Raw genomic sequence first — 18,750 nt, 5'->3', positions numbered from 1 at the left:
TTAAAGAAATAGTTAATTGATGTGAGAAATTGGAGTGTGACAAACTTTTTTTCCTCAACCTATTGCAATGTGAAAAAGATCACATTATAATGAGTGTATAAAGTGAAATAAATCACATACACAGTATCGATTAAGAAGTGAAATATTTCACAATCACAATAACGTTATATTCAAACTCATTTATATATTTCGAGGAGGAACTTTTAATGAAAATCGCAGTTATCGGATGTACACACGCAGGGACCGCAGCCATCGTAAATACCGCCAAATTGTACCCGGATGCTACCATCACCGTGTATGAGCGCAATGACAATATCTCCTTCCTATCTTGTGGCATTGCGCTCTACGTAGGTGGGGTTGTGAAAGACCCTGATGGCTTGTTCTATTCTTCGCCTAATCAACTGGCAGAGCTTGGTGTTGAGACCAAGATGCTTCATGAAGTAACAGCAGTAGATGCCGAGGGTCATACCCTTCAGGCTAAAAACCTGCAAACCGGGGAAGAATTTGAAGATACGTTTGACAAACTGATCGTGACAACGGGTTCATGGCCTGTCGTTCCGAAGCTTGAAGGCATCGAGATGGATAACATTTTACTTTGCAAAAACTATAATCACTCCAACACGATTATTGAAAAAGCCAAAGATGCTAAACGTGTTACTGTTGTAGGTGCAGGATATATCGGCGTAGAGCTGGTGGAAGCTTTCCAAATGAATGGCAAGGAAGTTACCCTAATCGACAGTGTGGACCGTATTTTGAACAAATACCTGGACCCTGAATTCACGGATGCGATCGAAGATACGTTGACTGGACGCGGCATCAAGCTAGCTCTTGGTCAAACGGTACAGAAGTTTACTGGAGAAAATGGCAAAGTGACCAAGGTGATCACGTCCAAAGGGGAGTTTGAAACCGATCTGGTTATTCTGTGCATCGGCTTCCGTCCAAATACAGAGCTGCTCAAAGGCCAAGTGGATATGCTGCCGAACGGAGCGATCATCGTGGATAAATATATGCAAACGAGTCAAAAAGACGTCTTCGCTGCGGGTGACAGCTGTGCTATTCATTACAACCCAACAGGTAAAGCATCTTACATTCCACTGGCGACTAACGCTGTGCGGATGGGTACACTGGTAGCCCGCAACCTGGTTCGCCCAACGACACCGTATATGGGTACACAAGGAACATCGGGTATCAAAATTTACGAGCAAAATATCGCAGGTACCGGGATGACGGAAACGTCTGCTGCTGACGAAGGTCTGATCGTGGAATCTGTGATACTGGAAGACAGCTACCGTCCGGAGTTCATGCCTACGGCTGAGAAACTGTTACTCAAAGTGGTATATGAGCAGGCTACTCGTCGAATTGTCGGAGCACAGGTGATGTCACAGGTTGATCTGACTCAATCGATTAATACGATCTCGGTCTGCATCCAAAACAACATGACCGTAGATGAGCTGGCCTTCATCGACTTCTTCTTCCAGCCACATTACAACAAACCGTGGAACTTCCTGAACACGGCGGGTCTGCAAGCACTGCCTCCAATAGAAGTAAAAGCACCAGCAATGGTGTAAGGAAGCAGAATAGATGGTTGAACGGAGATCATGTTATATAGGAAAAAGAAGACTGGCGAGTATATCGTCAGTCTTTTTGTGATTTTTTAGCTACAAAAGGCCTTACTATACGCTTGCTGACTTAACTATTCCAAGACGGTCTTAAAGTATCTTTTTAAACAACATTGTGATAATTTGCACAAAGTTTCACGCAGTACCAAGATACAATTGAGATATGGTATTCAACGCATAACTAATGAATTTCAGATGGTTTTATTCCACGATGACAATGAAGGAGAGGATGATTGATATGGCAGCAAAAACACCTCTTGAGGTTGCACAATATACGGCGCAAACAGGAATGAAGAAGGCTCAATATCCGGTCTCTTCTGTACTGGTGCTCAGTTTTCTGGCAGGGGCTTTTATCGCACTGGGTTTTCTACTGGATATTCGGGTAATTGCTTCTGCGCCAGCAGAGTGGGGAAGTTTGGTCAATCTGATTGGAGCAGCGGTGTTCCCGGTTGGATTGATTATGGTGCTCATTGGTGGTGGCGAGTTGCTGACGGGAAATATGATGGCTGTTCCACTCGCGACGATTGCACGAAAATTATCCGTGGGTAGCATGTTGAAAAATCTATCCTTAGTGACGATTGGTAATTTTGTTGGAGCTTTGTTTGTCGCGTACGCGTTTGGACATGTGCTGGGTCTGACCGGAGAGGGTGTATATCTGGCGAAAGTGGTGGATATGGCTGGGCATAAGCTGCATGACGGCTTCCTGCAAGCTTTCATCTCTGGCATCGGCTGTAACTGGCTGGTCGCGTTGGCCGTATGGCTATCTTATGCATCCGATACGATGAGTGGCAAGGTACTGGGCATTTGGTTTCCAACGATGGCATTTGTAGCTATTGGATTCCAGCACGTTGTGGCCAATATGTTCCTCATCCCGGCGGCAATCTTCGAAGGGCATTATTCGTGGGGCCAGTATGTGATGAATTTCATTCCAGTGTGGCTCGGCAATCTGACTGGTGGTGCTCTGTTTGTAGCTGCAGCCTACTGGGTGGTGTACCTGCGCCAAGCTGAGCTGAAAGTGAGACCAGAGGTAGCAACGTCGATCGAACCTGTGGAGACGGAGGCTAGAGTGATGTGGAGCAAGCAGGCGTAGCGGAATATAGCACTACAGTGCATGACTCGATACACGCACATCATATACACATAGAAGTGAAGACGATTCTGACTTTGCTCGGTTCATGGCGAATATGCTGTGATGGAGCAGGGCCGGATCGTTTTTTTGTATGAGGTCTTTGTTGGAGTTTAACGCAAAATAAATTCGCCATGACAAGGTTCGGGGGAACGAAACCTGTTCATGGCGAATTTCGGGAGTGGTCCATGATATGGCATGAGGAGGAAGTGGGGAAACACTAGCCTAATGCCTTATTTTTAATTTACCCCTGAATTCTGAAGTTGAATCAAACTCAAAAACATTTTTTTGAAAATAATTCAAAGCCGCTATAGCGGCGAATATGAAGCAAAAACATACTGTTCTCTTTACGCGATAACCTCGAAGAAGATATGATATAGGGATAGCTTTTATAGAGGGGAGCCTTACGATGATCGATCAGGAGAATGGTGTATTTGCGGCTGTGTGCCCGCTCGACTGTCCGGACACTTGTGGTCTGTTATTACATAAAGAGAACGGCAAAATTGTGAAGGTGGCAGGCAATCCGGATCATCCAATCACCAAGGGTGCCATCTGTAATAAAGTTAGAAATATGACCGAGCGGGTGTACCATCCCGAACGTCTACAATATCCGATGAAACGTGTAGGAGCCAAAGGTGAAGGCAAGTTCGAACGAATCAGTTGGGATGAAGCGATTCGCGAGATTACGACCAAATTCACTGCTTTGTCCGAAACCTACGGCCCGGAGAGCATCCTGCCCTACAGCTTTTACGGTAACATGGGCATTCTCGGCGTAGACGGTATGGATCGCCGTTTCTTCAATGCGCTTGGTGCGAGTGTACTGGAGCAGACGATCTGTAACTCCGCTGGAAATACCGGCTGGAAATATACGATGGGCGCCAATCGGGGAACGGTGCCGGAAGATACGGAGCACGCGGATCTCATCCTGGTATGGGGCGGCAATATCGTCAGTACGAATATGCACCAGGTCGTTTTGGCGGAGAAAGCCCGTAAGAAAGGCGCCAAGATCGTCGTAATCGACGTTCATCGCAATCGCACGGCCCAATGGGGCGACTGGTTTATTCCTCTGTATCCGGGCACGGACAGCGCACTGGCACTGGGATTGATGCATGTGCTGTTCGAACGGGGACTGACAGATGAAGCGTTTATGCAAAAGTATACGATAGGTCATGAGGCACTACGTGATCATGTCCGCAGTTACACCCCTGAACGTGTTGCACGCATTACTGGCGTGCCGGAGGAGACGATTGTGGAGTTGGCCGAACTATACGGCAACGCACAGGCAGCCCATATTCACATCGGCAACGGCCTTCAGCACCATGATAATGGGGGGATGAACGTGCGTAGCGTTGCATGTCTGCCTGCTATTACAGGGCAATGGCTGAAGCAAGGCGGCGGTGCCATTCGCACCAACAGCTACGCGAGCACGAATAGCGACGCGCTCGAACGTCCGGAGCTGCGGCAGAATCCGGAGCCGCGAGTGGTGAACATGAACCGGATTGGTGAAGCGTTGCTGGAAGCAGAGCAGCCAATCCGGGCAATGATGGTTTACTGCAGCAATCCACTGGTGGTGGCACCGGATACCGAGCGGGTGGAGCGAGGTTTTGCACGGGAAGATTTATTCACGGTTGTGCATGATCTGTTCATCACGGATACGGCAAAATATGCAGATATCGTATTGCCAGCCACATCTTCATTTGAAGCGACGGACCTGTACACCTCTTATTGGCATCAGTACGTTCATCTGCAAGAGCAGGTAATTGCACCGATTGGGGAGAGCAAGAGCAATGTGGAACTGTTCTCACTGCTTGGGCTGGCTATGGGGTACGATCCTGCAATCTTCGGAGAAACGCCAGAACAGATGATTGAGGACGCACTTCAGGGGACGGACAACCCCTATATGAATGGAGTCACGTTGGAGGGATTGAAGGAACATCGATTCGTGAAGCTGGATATGACGCCACATGCTGCATTTCTGGATCAACTGCCCACACCTTCAGGCAAAATCGAATTGTATTCGGAGACGATGGAACAGAGAGGGCTTCCGCCGCTCCCTACCTATAGCGCTCTGGTTGAAGGATATGATGGGGAGAATCCGGCTGGACCTGCCGATACGTATCCATTGATGTTCCTGTCGCCGCCAAACCATAATTTCCTGAACTCCACCTTTGGCAATTCAGCCAAACATCAGCGTTTGGAAAAGATGCCTCTATTGCAGATACACCCTGAGGACGCCATCCGTAGAAACGTGGAGGATGGAGATGCAGTGGTCGTATGGAATGATCGTGGGCGCATCGAACTTACCGCCAAGGTGAGTGAGGCCATGTTGCCAGGAACCGTCATCAGTCAAGGCTTATGGTGGGATGGTGAAGGCAAGAAGCAGCGAGCGAATTCACTCACTTCCAATCGCTTGTCGGACATGGGGAACGGGGCCACCTTCTTCTCGGCCACTGTTGAAGTGAAGCGTCAATGAGTGTGCTTGCAGCATGATTTTTTTGAGGTAAGATGAACAAAGGCTAGAATTTGAGCAGGATTAAAGTGCAATAGATGTAACACTTCCAAAGGCCTTCGCTCTGGCTGGTTATGGTTATGCCGTCAGGGCAAAGGTTTATTTTTTATGGCTATTTGTTTGTGCAGAGGTACTAAGGAGAATGAATTAACGATGATGAGATGGCTGGATAACTATCCAAAAGAAGTGAGAATATTTTTGCTGGCAAGTCTGGTTAACGCAACCGGTAGTGCACTGATGTGGCCGCTGACCACCATGTATGTGTTTGATGAGCTAGGACGGACGATGGCTAACGCGGGTTTTGTAATCCTCATTCAGTCCCTGGGTGGCATCTTTGGACAATTGCTCGGCGGTTCATTATATCACCGGGTAGGCGTAAAGAAACTGATCATTGGATCACTGGCGCTGAATGCGTTAGGTTTGTTTGCACTGCCCTGGATTAGCTCGTATTGGGTTATATTTATATGTGCGATGGGCTGGATTGGCCTGTTCAGTTCATTGTCGCTGCCAGCGATTCAAGCCTTTATTGGCTTCCGGTTTGCGGAGCGACGCGGTGAATTATTCAATATCATCTATGTAGCGAACAATATCGGGGTGGCGATTGGAACGGCGCTGAGTGGTTTTCTGGCTGACTTTTCCTATCACCTCAGCTTTGTGTTGAACGGGGTAACCTCAGCCGGATTTGCGATTTTTTTCTGGTATTATCTGTCGCGTGTCGAACCGGATCAGGGGGAAGTACATCTGACGAAACGCAAAACCGTTCCCGATGGGCCGGGCGTCTGGGCACTGCTGGGCAATACCCGATTATATCTGTTTATGAGCTTGGGCGTGCTGTTCCTGTTATTCGGCAATTCCATCTGGAATACAGGCGTGTCCCCGTATATCATTTCTGAGGGGATGGAAAAAAGAATGTACGGTCTGCTCTGGACCCTGAACGGGGTGCTGATCTTTGTGGGCCAACCTTTTACCAGCTGGGTGAAACGGACCATGGCCCGTACCTCCACTGCCCAGATGACGGCGAGTGCGGTATTCTATGGCATGGCCTACATTGTCATGATTACCATGTACAGCTATCCGGGCATGGTGCTTGCAATGGTACTTGCCACGTTTGGAGAGATGCTGATCTCCCCTGCGACGCCTGCCTTCATATCGGAGCATGCAGGCAGGGCAGCACCTTTTTACATCGGGATATCGGGTGGGATCGGTGCAGTTGGACGGGTTATCGGGCCTTATGCGATGGGGGTCATGTATGACAAGCAAGGACTTATCCCTGTAGCTTGGTTGGCAACAGGCACAGCAGCGATTGCGGTACTTGGTTTTGTACTGCACGCGGTGTTGAACCGTAATCGTGAAGTGAAGGAGTATGGGGTGGACGCCTAACAGATCTCATCGTGTTGGATAGGATGCGGAAGGAAGAACGAGTTGAAGTGGACGGTAAATCCACTGTAATCTGTCTGCTCATCCGTAAATTATGGTTGACAAAAAAATATATTTATGCTATAATTTACATATAAAAATATTCCGTATATAATAAGATTCTCCTGGCCAGGGGAATCTTATTTTTGTTTGTACGGGAGGAATAAGTATGAAGCAAAATGAATCCAGTATCACATCATTGATTTCGACCTTTGGCCGAGCCTATCACAGCCAACATGACACACCCCTCATTTTCGATGATTTTATGGCGAGATTGCTAATCTCTCCTCAAGAGTTTTCAGATATCAGTAATAACATGGTTAGAGGCATTCATTTTTTCAACCCGGATATGGCTCACGAGCTCAAGGACGACCCGGAAAAGGTTCTAAAATGGATTACCCAGGTACAGTTATCTCCAATAACTTTGGCTCGGGCCGCTTACTGTGAGCATGTACTTTTGCATGAAGTTGCGTTGGGATTGAAGCAGGTAGTCATTCTTGGCGCCGGGATGGATACGTTTGCTTTGAGGCATCCGGAATTGGAGGACACGCTGGATATCATTGAAGTGGATTATCCGGCTACACAGCACTTCAAGAAGGAGCGGCTGAATCAGGCCAAGCTGACTATTCCGGACAATCTTCACTTTGTACCCATGGATTTTACGCGTGAGCTTTCGGATGACAGCTTGACTCTTGAAGGGTTGAAGAAACGGAAGACGTTGGCTAGCCTCTTGGGTGTTTCGTATTATTTGCCCAAAAATGATCTGTTTAACGTGATTCGTCATGTGTTTGCAAACCTGCCTATCGGAAGCTCTATAGTTCTGGATTATGCAGATGAGCACCTTTTTGAGGAAAAAGGAATGTTTAATCGGGTTGAAAATATGGTTAAATTGGCTGCAATGGGTGGTGAGCCGATGCAATCCGGCTACGCATATGTGGAGATGGAGGCCTTGCTTGATGAAGCAGGGCTGCTTATTTATGAGCATCTGACTCCCGAGGCGATTCAGGAACAGTTTTTCCAGGATCGAATCGATCATCTAAGGGCATTTGAAACGATACATTTCATTCACGCAGTAAAAAAATAAATCGATCCGGGCATGTATGGTCACCTATATAGCCCGCATTTGCATAGCAGCGGCAAACCTTCACCCTGTGGCAGGGTGAAGGTTGTTTGGTTTGAACAAAGGGCCAGCATAAACCATGATCCGGTAGCCAATAACTTCACACGTGATACAAATGTTCAGAAATCAGACTTGTTAGGGTGCAATTCCATGTCAATCAACGTCCTCCTCTCTATTTGTGCATAATGCCCATATAATAGATTGGAACTGGTTAAAGACAGGAGGATGCATACGATGTATAAGGTTTTGCTGGTTGATGATGAATTTATGATCTCGGACGGGATCTCCAGTGTGGTGAACTGGTCCCGATTAGGAACAGAACTGATCGGCATTGCTCAAGATGGATTGGAAGCGCTTGCTTCAATTGAGCGGCAACGCCCAGATATCATCATCTCGGACATCCGTATGCCGGGAATGGATGGGTTGCAGCTGGTTGAAGCTGTGGCAGAGAAGTATCAGCATATCTCGTTTATCATGCTCACGGGTTTTACGGAGTTTGAATATGCGAAGACCGCCATGCAGTATGGGGTGAAGCACTACTTGCTCAAGCCCTGCAGTGAAGAGCATCTTGTACAGGCTATTAGTGAATTGGTGAGTGAGAAGCGAGAGTTAACCGATCAGGAGCGTTTTGTGCAGTCGATCCAATATAATCTAGAGCGTGTACTGCCACATGCCAAGGAATATTTTCTGAAAGAGCTGGTCACGAACAGAACATACGGGGTCAAGGAATGGAAGTATTTCGAGGAATTATTCGATGTACAGTTTCAGGATCAGCGTGTGCGGTTGCTGCTGGTAGAGATTGAGGGGGATCATGAGTATTTGCACTTGTTCGCGGTCAAGAACATTGCCGAAGATATTTTCCACAACCCAATCTTAAGTGCCACGGTTGGGGGGCATGTGCTACTAATTATGGAGGACAAGTTGTCTGAAACGCAGTTGTTCCATAATATCGATGAGATTCGCGCCACATTTACCCGATATTATCATGATGATCTCACGATTGCGCTGAGCGAGCCAGGAGATCTATCGCAGGCACGCCATTTGTACATGCAGACGCTGGTCTATCTCAATTACCGCTTTTACCTCGGTGAGGGCAGTCTTATTATGGAGCGGGATATTTACTCTCCCGGGGAGCACAGTCTTCCTGAATTCGAATACGATCCGGAGCGGATGGTTACTGCAATCAAGGCGGGACACTGGCAGGAAGTTGGAACAGAGCTGAACCGGATGTTTCAGATGCTTGCCAGCTTGCGATACGATATATCCCAAACAAAGTCCTATCTTATTCAGATGTTTATGGAGATGATTCGACTCAGCGGCTCTGCCGAGATGAAAAGGTATATGGACCAGTTGCCAGGCATGATTGAATCCAGCACCCTGCATTCTTTTCAACAGTTTCTGCTTGCTGTCGGCAAGGAAATCACCCTGCGCCGCTATGAACAACATCGCTCCAGACAATCGCAGATGGTAGGTAGTGTGAAACAGCTGGTAGAGAAGCGCTACAGGGACGAGACACTGACACTCCAGTCCATCGCTGGGGAAATATACATGAATCCAGACTACATCGGCAAAATGTTCAAAAAAGAAACCGGTGAGAAATTTACGAACTATGTGTTGAGCTACCGCATCCGTAAAGCATTGGAGCTTCTCGAGCAGGACGGGAACTACACCGTATCCTCGCTTGCCGAGCAGACAGGCTTTGGTGCCAACTGGCCGTATTTCAGCAAAATGTTCAAGAAATACACGGGCTTCTCCCCATCCGAGTATAAAAAAGTACCTTAAGACAGCATTGAACTAAACATTTACACGAAAACGGAGAGGACAGAAATAACACGAAGAAGCGGAGCGTTCGCCTAAAAGCTTTCTAAAAGAAAGCTACATCGGAAGCATATGCTATCCCCGGATTTTCCCTTTAGAAAAAGGGAATCATAAAAATCTGGGGATAACAGCGGTCAGAGGGTTGTTCTGTCATCGGAGTGGCAAGTGTAAATATTCTTTAGCTCGATTTATATAGATAGCAACCTCTACATCTAATCTGTGATCGGGCCCTGTACGCCATTCATCGGCAGCAGGGTCTTTTTTTGTCGGACGGAACTCGGTTTTGAACATCCATTTATCGGAAATGAGCATGGGAAGAAAAGTCGCTCGATTCTATCATTAGAAGTGTCATGTTAGTGAATGAACATCGAGAGTGGAGGTTGAGTGGATGGAGCTGAATCGAAGCCGGGGGATTGAACCTGGGCGTTTGAAGCCAGCTGGCAAATGGAGTTTGGTGAAAAAGGAACTTGTCCGCAACAGATACGTTTATCTGATGCTCGTTCCTGTGGTAGCCTACTATCTGATTTTCAGCTATGGGCCAATGTACGGGCTACTGATGGCATTTCAGGAATCCTACAACCCGATCAAAGGAATCTTGGCAGGCGAATGGGTTGGATTTGACAACTTCACCATGTTTTTTGAAAGTTATTATTTCTGGCGGCTGATTAAGAACACACTGATTTTGAGTTTTTACAGTATTGTGTTTGGTTTCCCGGCTCCGATTCTACTAGCACTGTTGCTGAACGAAGTCCGGAAAAAGTGGTTCAGAGGCGCAGTACAGACCATCAGTTATATGCCGCATTTTATTTCGGTTGTCGTCGTGGTTGGAATGTTGAAAACGTTCTCATCTCTGGACGGTGGGTTATTTAACGTCATTCGTGACTTTTTTGATCTGCAGCCAATTATGTTTCTGGCGGAAAAAGATATGTTCCGTCCGATGTACATCCTGTCCAACATATGGCAGGGAGCAGGCTGGGCCTCGATTATCTTTTTGGCAGCACTAAGTGGTATTGATCCTCAGTTGTATGAAGCTTCCAAAATTGACGGCGCAGGCCGCTGGAGACAGCTGTTACATATTACACTGCCGGGCATTATGCCAACGATTGTGATCATGTTAATTCTGCGTATGGGGGCGGTCATGAACGCGGATTTTCAGAAAATATTGCTGATGCAAACGGCACCAACCTATGAGACATCGGATGTCATATCCACCTTTGTGTATCGATCCGGTATTTTGGAGGGGAACTATACGTATTCAACCGCCATCGGACTATTTAACGGCGTCATTAATTTCGCGCTGCTCATTATCGCAAATGCGATCAGCAGAAAGCTTAACTCAACCAGTCTATGGTAATCGGAAGGTGAAGCGATGAAACAGTCTATAGGGGAACGACTTTTTGATGTATTTAATACACTGCTGCTCTTGGTGATCATGGTTTTATGCTTGTACCCGATGCTGTACGTGTTCAATTCTTCAATCAGCGACCCGGACCAGATGCTGCGTTCCCGTTCACTGATGCTCATTCCTGAAGGTTTTCAGTTGGGAGCATACAAGTCGGTATTTCAGGATACTCGCATCTATACGGGCTACATGAACACCTTGTTCTATGTTGTGGTGGGTACCGCCATCAATCTGCTCATGACTTCACTGGCTGCATATGGGCTGTCACGCGGTGATCTGATGGGCAGAAAAACGTTGATGAAGTTGATTACGTTCACGATGTTTTTCGGCGGGGGCATGATCCCAACTTTTCTGCTGATTCAAAATCTGGGGATGGTGGATACCCGTTTTGCGCTTATTATTCCGGGTGCCATCAGCACATTCTATTTCCTCATTATGAAAACAAACTTTGAGGGCATTCCGATCAGTCTGATTGAATCGGCGAAGCTTGATGGTGCCAATGACTTTCTGATTTTGTTCCGGATTGTGCTGCCCTTGTCGAAACCGATTCTGGCCGTCATGATGCTGTATTATGCGGTTGACCATTGGAATGATTATGTTGGACCGATGCTCTACCTGCGCAGTCAGGAGTTGTATCCGATCCAGATTATTATGCGTGATATTCTGATCAGCAGCAGTACGGAGGCCATGGGTGCGGGCGCTGATACCGGCTTTGCCATTGGGGAGAACATCAAATATGCAACCATTATTATCTCTACCCTGCCGATTATGCTGGTATATCCGTTCATCCAACGTTATTTTGTTCAGGGCGCTCTAATCGGTGCTGTGAAACAATAAAAAATGTATCCTATGGAGGCGAATTACGTGAAAAAAAGAATGGGGTCCATCCTTTTGTCATCGCTACTTACCATGTCTTTACTGGCGGGCTGTACGGGGGATAATGAACCAGGTAACGCAGAGCCAGCAGAAGGAACAGAACCTGCGGTTCAGGCGTTGACCGAGATTCCGCTACCGATTACAAGTGAGCCTTTTACCATTGACTACTGGCGCGCCAATGATGCCAAATTGACGGCTTCCTTGAACAATTTTGGCGATATGGCGGCTTATAAGGAAAAGGAGAAGCTGACGGGTATCAAAGTGAAGTTCACACATCCTCCGCTTGGACAACAGCGTGACCAGTTCAATCTGTTGATCTCCACGAAGGAGCTTCCAGACGTCATTTATTATAACTGGGCGGATGCCGTTGGCGGACCGGAAAAAATGATCAAAGACGGTCGCATCATCCGGCTGAATGAATTGATCGACAGTTATGCACCGAACTTAAAGCGGATTATTGAATCCGATCCGGATGTGAAGAAACAGATTGCACTCGACGATGGAACGATCTATATGTTCCCGCTGCTCAAGCTGGATGCATTGAAGCTGAATGCCACTTCAGGTTTAATTATGCGCCAGGACTGGCTTGATGCATTGAACCTTAAGGTACCTACCAACATCGATGAGTGGTATACGGTGCTTAAGGCATTCAAGGAACAGGACCCCAACGGCAACGGCAAGCCTGATGAGCTACCATTCACCGGAAACTGGGGACCGGGTAACCTGACCAAGCTTCATGATTTTGCCGCGGCCTTTGGCGTAATTGGCGGCTTCCAGATGAATGGAGACAAGGTGGAGTTTGGACCGATTCAGCCGGGCTACCGTGATTTCTTGGAGACCATGGCCAAGTGGTACAAGGAAGGGCTGATTGATCCCGAGATCATGACCAATGACGGCAAAGCATTCGACTATAAGGTTACCAGCAATCTGGCAGGTGCATATCAGGGTGGTGTATTCAGTGGCATGGGGAAATACTTCAATCTGATGAGAGATACGGATCCGAACTTTAACGTGACCGGTGTACCGTGGCCTGTATCTCCGGATGGAACTTCTTATGCTACCTTCAATCTGGAGAATAAGGTACTAAGTTATGGTGAGGCCATTACGGCATCCGCAGACGAAGACAAATTGAAATATATTGTTCAGTGGATGGACTACAACTATAGCGAAGAGGGTAGTGATCTGTTCAACTTTGGTATCGAAAATGACAGCTATGTTCGTGACGGGGAAGGTGTCAAATTCACAGATACCATCATTAATAATCCGAACGGTCTGACGTATGACCAGGCACTGGCTTCCTATGCCTTATCCATTATGGACGGTCCAATTAATCAGGATAGCCGTTACCTGGATGCCTTACTTTTTGACGACGGACAACGTGCGGCGAATGCGGAATGGATGAAAGCAAGCTCAGCATTAACGCTTCCCCCAATTCGTTTGTCAACAGATGAGGTAACTACAAGTACGTCCATCATGAGCCAGGTGAATACGTATTTGAATGAAACGATGACTGCCATTATTAGCGGACAGAAGCCAATCACAGAATTTGACAAGATGGCCGAAACGATCAAGAGCATGGACATTGACCGGGCGATTGAGGTTCATCAGGCTGCCTATGATCGATATCAGTCCAAATAACACGTGAGAAATCGAGCGCTAAAACTTTGGGAAAACCTTCCTGCATGTGATATACCTAGTAGTATCACGTGGTTCAAAGGAGCGCTTTGGTCATGACAGCCTACCGCAAACTCAGCATCAAAATGAAAATGTTTCTGATGATTATGTTCATGATGGCGTTTATCATCATCCTGGCGTTTGGGTCCTTGTATTATACGTACTCCGTTTATGACAAACAGCTGTTTGATAAGTCGTCCCGACTTCTGAACCTTTCTTCGTCTACAGTGGATGTTGAACTTCAGAAGTTGGAAGCGTTATCATTAAATATGATCTCCGATACACAGATTCAAAGAGCTTTGAAGTCGTTGTTGGATGACGATAGCGCATATTCAAGCTTTATTGAACGAAAGAAAATCACGGATCGGTTATGGGAGCATATCAGTGGGGCTGCACGTTATGTACAGTCCGTTCATCTGATTGATTCCAGGGGAAGAGTGAATAAATATGGCGAGACACTCACCGTATCCCAGGAAAAATATGATCGGATGATTGCGGCTGCGGAGCAGGCCAATGGTGCAGTACGCTGGTTATACCCGGATGACGATGACCCGATGCTGGTTATGGTCCGTCAGGTGCGAGCTTACGAACCGATGACCCTGGAACCGGTAGGCATACTGTTTCTGCGTATTAATATCGAGCGACTCGTTGAGGAGTATGCGGGCATCGATAGCCAGGACAGTGACATTATTTTAAAAGCAGGCAGTGAAGTTGTCTATCCATATCGCCAGCTAACGGAAGCGGTGTCCGCCGGACTGAATCCACTTCCAGGCAGTGGGGGATATGAGATCAAAAATCTGGATGGGAGGGAGATATTTCTTTCCCAGAAGAAATCCGCCTACACCGGCTGGGTTTACTATAATATGGCCTCTTATGATGAAATTTTTGAACGTATTATATGGTTGAAAAATAGTTTGATTGTCGTTTATCTTATCGCCATTCTGGTTGTTCTCGCACTTGGTATGGTGTTCGCACGCAGTCTGACAAGGCCAATCAGGCAGCTCATCAGTCAGATGAAGGAAGTGCAGTATGGCGATCTGGAGAATATGGACGCCAATCTGTCCATTCCAACACACCAGCACATGGATGAATTGGGGTTACTACAGCGAACGTATCGAATGATGATTACACATATTAATACATTGATCAAAGAAAATTATGCAAGCCAGCTGGTCATTAAGGAAACGGAGTTTAAGGCGCTGCAGGCGCAGATCAATCCCCACTTTCTGTATAATGCGCTGGATTCGATCCATTGGCTCGCCAAAAAGAACAGACAGGAGCAAATCTCCAGTATGGTGCTGTCACTCGGATATTTGCTGCGTTCCTCCATCAGCTTCAAGCAAAATATCATTACCATTGCCGAAGAACTGGAGATCGTCAATCATTACATCACCATTCAGACCTACCGTTTCCGGCAACGATTGGACTTCCGTATGGATGTGCCTGCTTCCTATCTGGGTTGTGCCATTCCCAAGTTGACCCTGCAGCCACTACTGGAGAATGCCATTCAATACGGTTTGGAACCACAGGTTGGATCATGTCTGATTCGAGTGTATGCCGAGATATCAGGTGGCAAGCTGGCCCTTATCGTGGAGGATCACGGTCCTGGCATGGAACCCGAATATGTGGAACAGGTGCTGCGCGGTGAAGTGAAAACCAGAGGCACAGGTATTGGTCTGCTGAATATCAGGGAGCGGGTACGTCTGGCTTTTGGCGAAGAATATGATGTTATGCTGGAGAGCAAGCCGGGGCATGGAACGAGAGTAACGGTGCTGCTGCCACCCCCATCACCAGGTAAGGAGGAGAAGCTATGGGAAGATGGATGCGAATGATAGGCATGCTCTGCCTTATGCTGACTCTTCCTGGCTGCGTGAACCAGTTGGATCAAAGGCCAGGCATGATTGTGGAAGAAGAGCCGATAACGCTGCGAATCGCTTGGTGGGGTGGGGAGTTTCGCAACAATGCAACGATAGCTGTTATCGACCTGTATGAGAAGTTGAATCCACATGTGAACATCGAATACGAATATAGCAGTTTCAATGAATACTGGAGAAAACTTGCCCCACATGCAGCAGGCAATGCGTTGCCCGACATTATCCAGATGGACATCTCCTATCTGTCCCAGTACAGTTCGCTGCAACTGTTGGAAGACATGACGCCTTATATGCAGAGCGGGCTGATTGACACGACAGATATTGAGAAGGAACAGCTGGAGAGTGGTAGCCTGAATGGAAAAACCTATGGTCTCAGTTTGGGGGTTAACGCCATGCTCAGCATCTATGATCCGGAAGTGTTGAAGGCCAATGATATTGAATTGCCAACGGAGACGTGGACATGGGCGGACTTTGACCGGATGGGCGAGCAATTACTCGGGAAAGGCATCTATCTGGGAACCTATTTCACGCCGGAACAGTTTTTCGCGTATTACTTGAGACAGTATGGTTCCAAGCTATACGCTGAGGATGGCAAGAGTTTGGGGTATGAGGATGATGGGTTGTTTATTGAATACTTTGGCAGGATGCAGCAGCTCGCGGAGAACAAGCTTATTTTTGCACCGGATATCTGGACATCAGATATTGGCCAGCCTGATAACGACCCGTTTTATCTGGGAGAGGCTTTGTTTAGCTGGGGGTATTCCAACCAATTTATCAGCACCGCTCAGCGTTATGGCAAACCCTTAACCATCTCCCCAATGCCTGGGCCAAACAGCCAGGAGGGATTGTTCTTGAAGCCAGGCATGTTTTTCTCCATGGCGGGTAATTCCAGACATAAGGAGGAAGCTGCCAAGTTCATCAGCTTTTTTGTGAATGATTTGGATGCCAATCTGCTGCTCAAAGGGGAGCGGGGTGTGCCTGTCTCATCCAGTGTCAAAGAGCGGATGAAGCTGGTGGTTGAACCGGAGCTGGCGCAGGTGTTTGATTATATTGATTGGGTTGCCGATAACAGCAGCCAGATGGACCCGCCTGATCCCATAGGTGCACCCGAGGTCACTGCGGTGTTGCGTGAGTTGTATGATCTTCTGCTGTTTGGCAAAATTACGCCTGAGCAGGCGGCGGTGGAATTTCGTGAACGGGCGAACGGAATACTGGGAGGGCAGTTATATAAATTGAACTAAACGTTAGTTACACTTGCCACTCCGATGACAGAACAACCTTCTGATCGCTGTTATCCCCAGTTTTTTTGGATTCCCTTTTTCAAAGGAGAAAATCCGGGGATAAAGGCGAACGCTCCCGCTTCTTCAGGTTATTTCTGTCCTCTGCGTTCTCGTGTAAATATGTAGTTCAATTTATATAACGAATAGTAAATATAAAACAACCTTCACTCTAGGACAGAGGGAAGGTTGTTTTGCTGTTGTAGTGATTATTTGTACAACTGATATATTGAACTAACTTATAGATTTTAAGCTTACCTTTAACCAAACTGGGCTTGATGCAGTCGGCTGTATGAGCCTTTACGCGCGAGCAGTTCTTCATGGCTACCTTGTTCAGCTACGCTGCCGTTCTCCACCACCACGATGCGATCGGCGTGTCTGATCGTCGCCAGTCGATGGGCAATCACCAATGTTGTACGTCCTTGAGCCAGCTCGGACAACGCCAGCTGAATGGCGGCTTCCGTCTCGGTATCGAGTGCGGATGTAGCTTCATCCAAAATGAGAATAGGTGGGTTTTTCAGGATCATTCTTGCGATGGACAACCGTTGCTTCTGTCCGCCGGACAATTTCACGCCACGTTCACCGATCATGGTGTCCAGTCCATCTGGCTGGGATTGTACCAGCTCTTCCAGTTGGGCCCTGCGAATGGCTTGCCAGATTTCCTCATCGGAAGCATTCAGTTTGCCGTATGCAATATTTTCACGAATTGTTCCATCAAACAGGAAGATATCCTGCTGCACAATCCCGATATGGGAGCGCAGTGATTCCAGCGTCATGTCCTTCACCGGAATTCCATCGATGGAAATATGTCCTGCATCCACATCGTAGAAACGTGGGATCAGACTGCATAGCGTTGTTTTTCCCCCGCCCGAAGGTCCAACCAGAGCAACCGTCTGGCCTGCTTGAATATCCAGATTAACCTGAGACAGTGTAGGTTTGTGTTCTCCATAAGAAAAGGTAACGTTATGGAAAGCGATATCCCCTTTGACATCCGGAATTGGTTTTGCCTGAGGTGTATCTTCTACATCCGGTACAGCTTCAAGCAGCTCCAGGTAACGTCTGAATCCGGCGATGCCTTTGGGATACGTCTCGATGACAGAGTTAATCTTCTCGATTGGTCCGAGGAATACATTGGACAGCATCACAAAAGCGATGAATTCCCCGTAGGTCATACTGCCTTGAATGACAAACCAGGTTCCACATACCAGTACAAACAGCGATACAAATTTCATCAGGATAAAACTGAGTGAAGAGTTCCAGGCCATAATGCGGTAGGTGATCAGTTTTGTAAGCCGGAAACGTTCGTTATTCTCAACGAAACGTCCTACTTCATGTTTTTCATTGGCAAAAGCTTGTACCACACGGATGCCGCTCACATTGTTCTCGACCCGTGCATTATAATCGGCGATATCCGCAAACATACGCTTGAACGCCTTGGACATTTTGCGACTGAAATACAGCGACAGGTAGATCATCAGCGGCACGATGATGAATGTCATCACAGCGAGCTGCCAGTTGATCCCCAGCATAATCCCGAAAGCTCCGGTGAGTGTCATGAGGGCAATGAACAGGTCCTCGGGTCCGTGATGCGCGATCTCACCAATATCCATTAGATCGTTGGTCATACGAGAGACCAGATGCCCGGTCTTATTGTTATCGAAGAAGCGGAAGGACTGTTTCTGTACACGCTGGAATAGTTCACGCCGCATATCGGATTCGATGTTAATGCCAAGCTTGTGGCCCCAATAGGTCACTGCATAATGGAAAAAGGAACTGAGCAGGTAGATGCCGAGCAATCCAACACACGCCGCTAAGATCATGGACCAATTGCCAGCCGGAAGCAGTTGATCGACCACCCGGTTAACGGCCAGTGGAAAGGCCAGCTCCAGCAGAGCGGCAGCGATGGCACAGGAGAAGTCCAAGATAAAGAGTCTTTTGTAAGGATGATAATAAGACATAAAACGGCGAAGCATATGTAAGTCCTCCTCGATATGACACAAATGCCCGAGCAGGCTTATTAGGGCGTGTCTCATAACTCG

At 47.4% G+C, this 18,750-nt stretch carries 12 protein-coding genes; 11 read left to right on the top strand and 1 reads right to left on the bottom strand.

Annotated elements, in window-relative coordinates:
- Positions 1–206 precede the first annotated feature (206 nt).
- The 11 genes from MKY92_RS28095 to MKY92_RS28045 all read left to right on the top strand — a co-directional run bounded on the left by MKY92_RS28095 (position 207) and on the right by MKY92_RS28045 (position 16,675).
- A complete protein-coding gene (locus MKY92_RS28095; protein ID WP_339298383.1) occupies positions 207–1,568 on the top strand; it encodes an FAD-dependent oxidoreductase in 1,362 nt (453 codons plus the stop codon).
- A gap of 289 nt (positions 1,569–1,857) precedes the next feature.
- A complete protein-coding gene (locus MKY92_RS28090; protein ID WP_339298382.1) occupies positions 1,858–2,709 on the top strand; it encodes a formate/nitrite transporter family protein in 852 nt (283 codons plus the stop codon).
- Between the two features lie 445 nt (positions 2,710–3,154).
- A complete protein-coding gene (locus MKY92_RS28085; protein WP_339298381.1) occupies positions 3,155–5,218 on the top strand; it encodes a molybdopterin oxidoreductase family protein in 2,064 nt (687 codons plus the stop codon).
- 192 nt (positions 5,219–5,410) lie between these two features.
- Positions 5,411–6,634, top strand: a complete 1,224-nt coding sequence (locus MKY92_RS28080; protein WP_339301933.1) for an MFS transporter — start codon at positions 5,411–5,413, stop codon at positions 6,632–6,634.
- A 205-nt stretch (positions 6,635–6,839) separates the two neighbouring features.
- Entirely contained in the window at positions 6,840–7,754 is a 915-nt protein-coding gene (locus MKY92_RS28075; RefSeq protein ID WP_339298380.1) for a class I SAM-dependent methyltransferase, read from the top strand.
- Between the two features lie 270 nt (positions 7,755–8,024).
- Positions 8,025–9,572: a response regulator gene (locus tag MKY92_RS28070; RefSeq protein ID WP_339298379.1), complete on the top strand. Its 1,548-nt coding sequence runs from the start codon at positions 8,025–8,027 to the stop codon at positions 9,570–9,572.
- 424 nt (positions 9,573–9,996) lie between these two features.
- Entirely contained in the window at positions 9,997–10,962 is a 966-nt protein-coding gene (locus MKY92_RS28065) for an ABC transporter permease subunit (protein ID WP_124116591.1), read from the top strand.
- 15 nt (positions 10,963–10,977) lie between these two features.
- On the top strand, positions 10,978–11,847 hold the full coding sequence (locus MKY92_RS28060) for a carbohydrate ABC transporter permease (RefSeq protein WP_036667808.1): 870 nt from the start codon (positions 10,978–10,980) through the stop codon (positions 11,845–11,847).
- Between the two features lie 27 nt (positions 11,848–11,874).
- A complete protein-coding gene (locus tag MKY92_RS28055) occupies positions 11,875–13,524 on the top strand; it encodes an ABC transporter substrate-binding protein (RefSeq protein WP_339298378.1) in 1,650 nt (549 codons plus the stop codon).
- A 92-nt stretch (positions 13,525–13,616) separates the two neighbouring features.
- The gene (locus MKY92_RS28050) at positions 13,617–15,392 is read left to right on the top strand and encodes a sensor histidine kinase (RefSeq protein WP_339298377.1); all 1,776 of its coding nucleotides are present in this window, start codon (positions 13,617–13,619) and stop codon (positions 15,390–15,392) included.
- Positions 15,371–16,675: an ABC transporter substrate-binding protein gene (locus MKY92_RS28045; protein WP_339298376.1), complete on the top strand. Its 1,305-nt coding sequence runs from the start codon at positions 15,371–15,373 to the stop codon at positions 16,673–16,675. Before MKY92_RS28050 ends, MKY92_RS28045 begins: the two co-directional genes overlap by 22 nt.
- A gap of 296 nt (positions 16,676–16,971) precedes the next feature.
- On the opposite strand, the gene MKY92_RS28040 is transcribed toward MKY92_RS28045, so the two are convergent.
- Positions 16,972–18,684 carry an ABC transporter ATP-binding protein gene (locus MKY92_RS28040; protein WP_339298375.1) on the bottom strand — a complete coding sequence of 571 codons (1,713 nt, stop codon included), beginning with the start codon at positions 18,682–18,684 and terminating at the stop codon, positions 16,972–16,974.
- Between the last annotated feature and the right edge of the window lie 66 nt (positions 18,685–18,750).

Origin of the sequence: Paenibacillus sp. FSL R5-0623 (assembly GCF_037974265.1) — a bacterium.
In the GTDB taxonomy this organism is placed as follows: domain Bacteria; phylum Bacillota; class Bacilli; order Paenibacillales; family Paenibacillaceae; genus Paenibacillus.
This window is presented reverse-complemented; position numbering and strand designations above follow the sequence as displayed.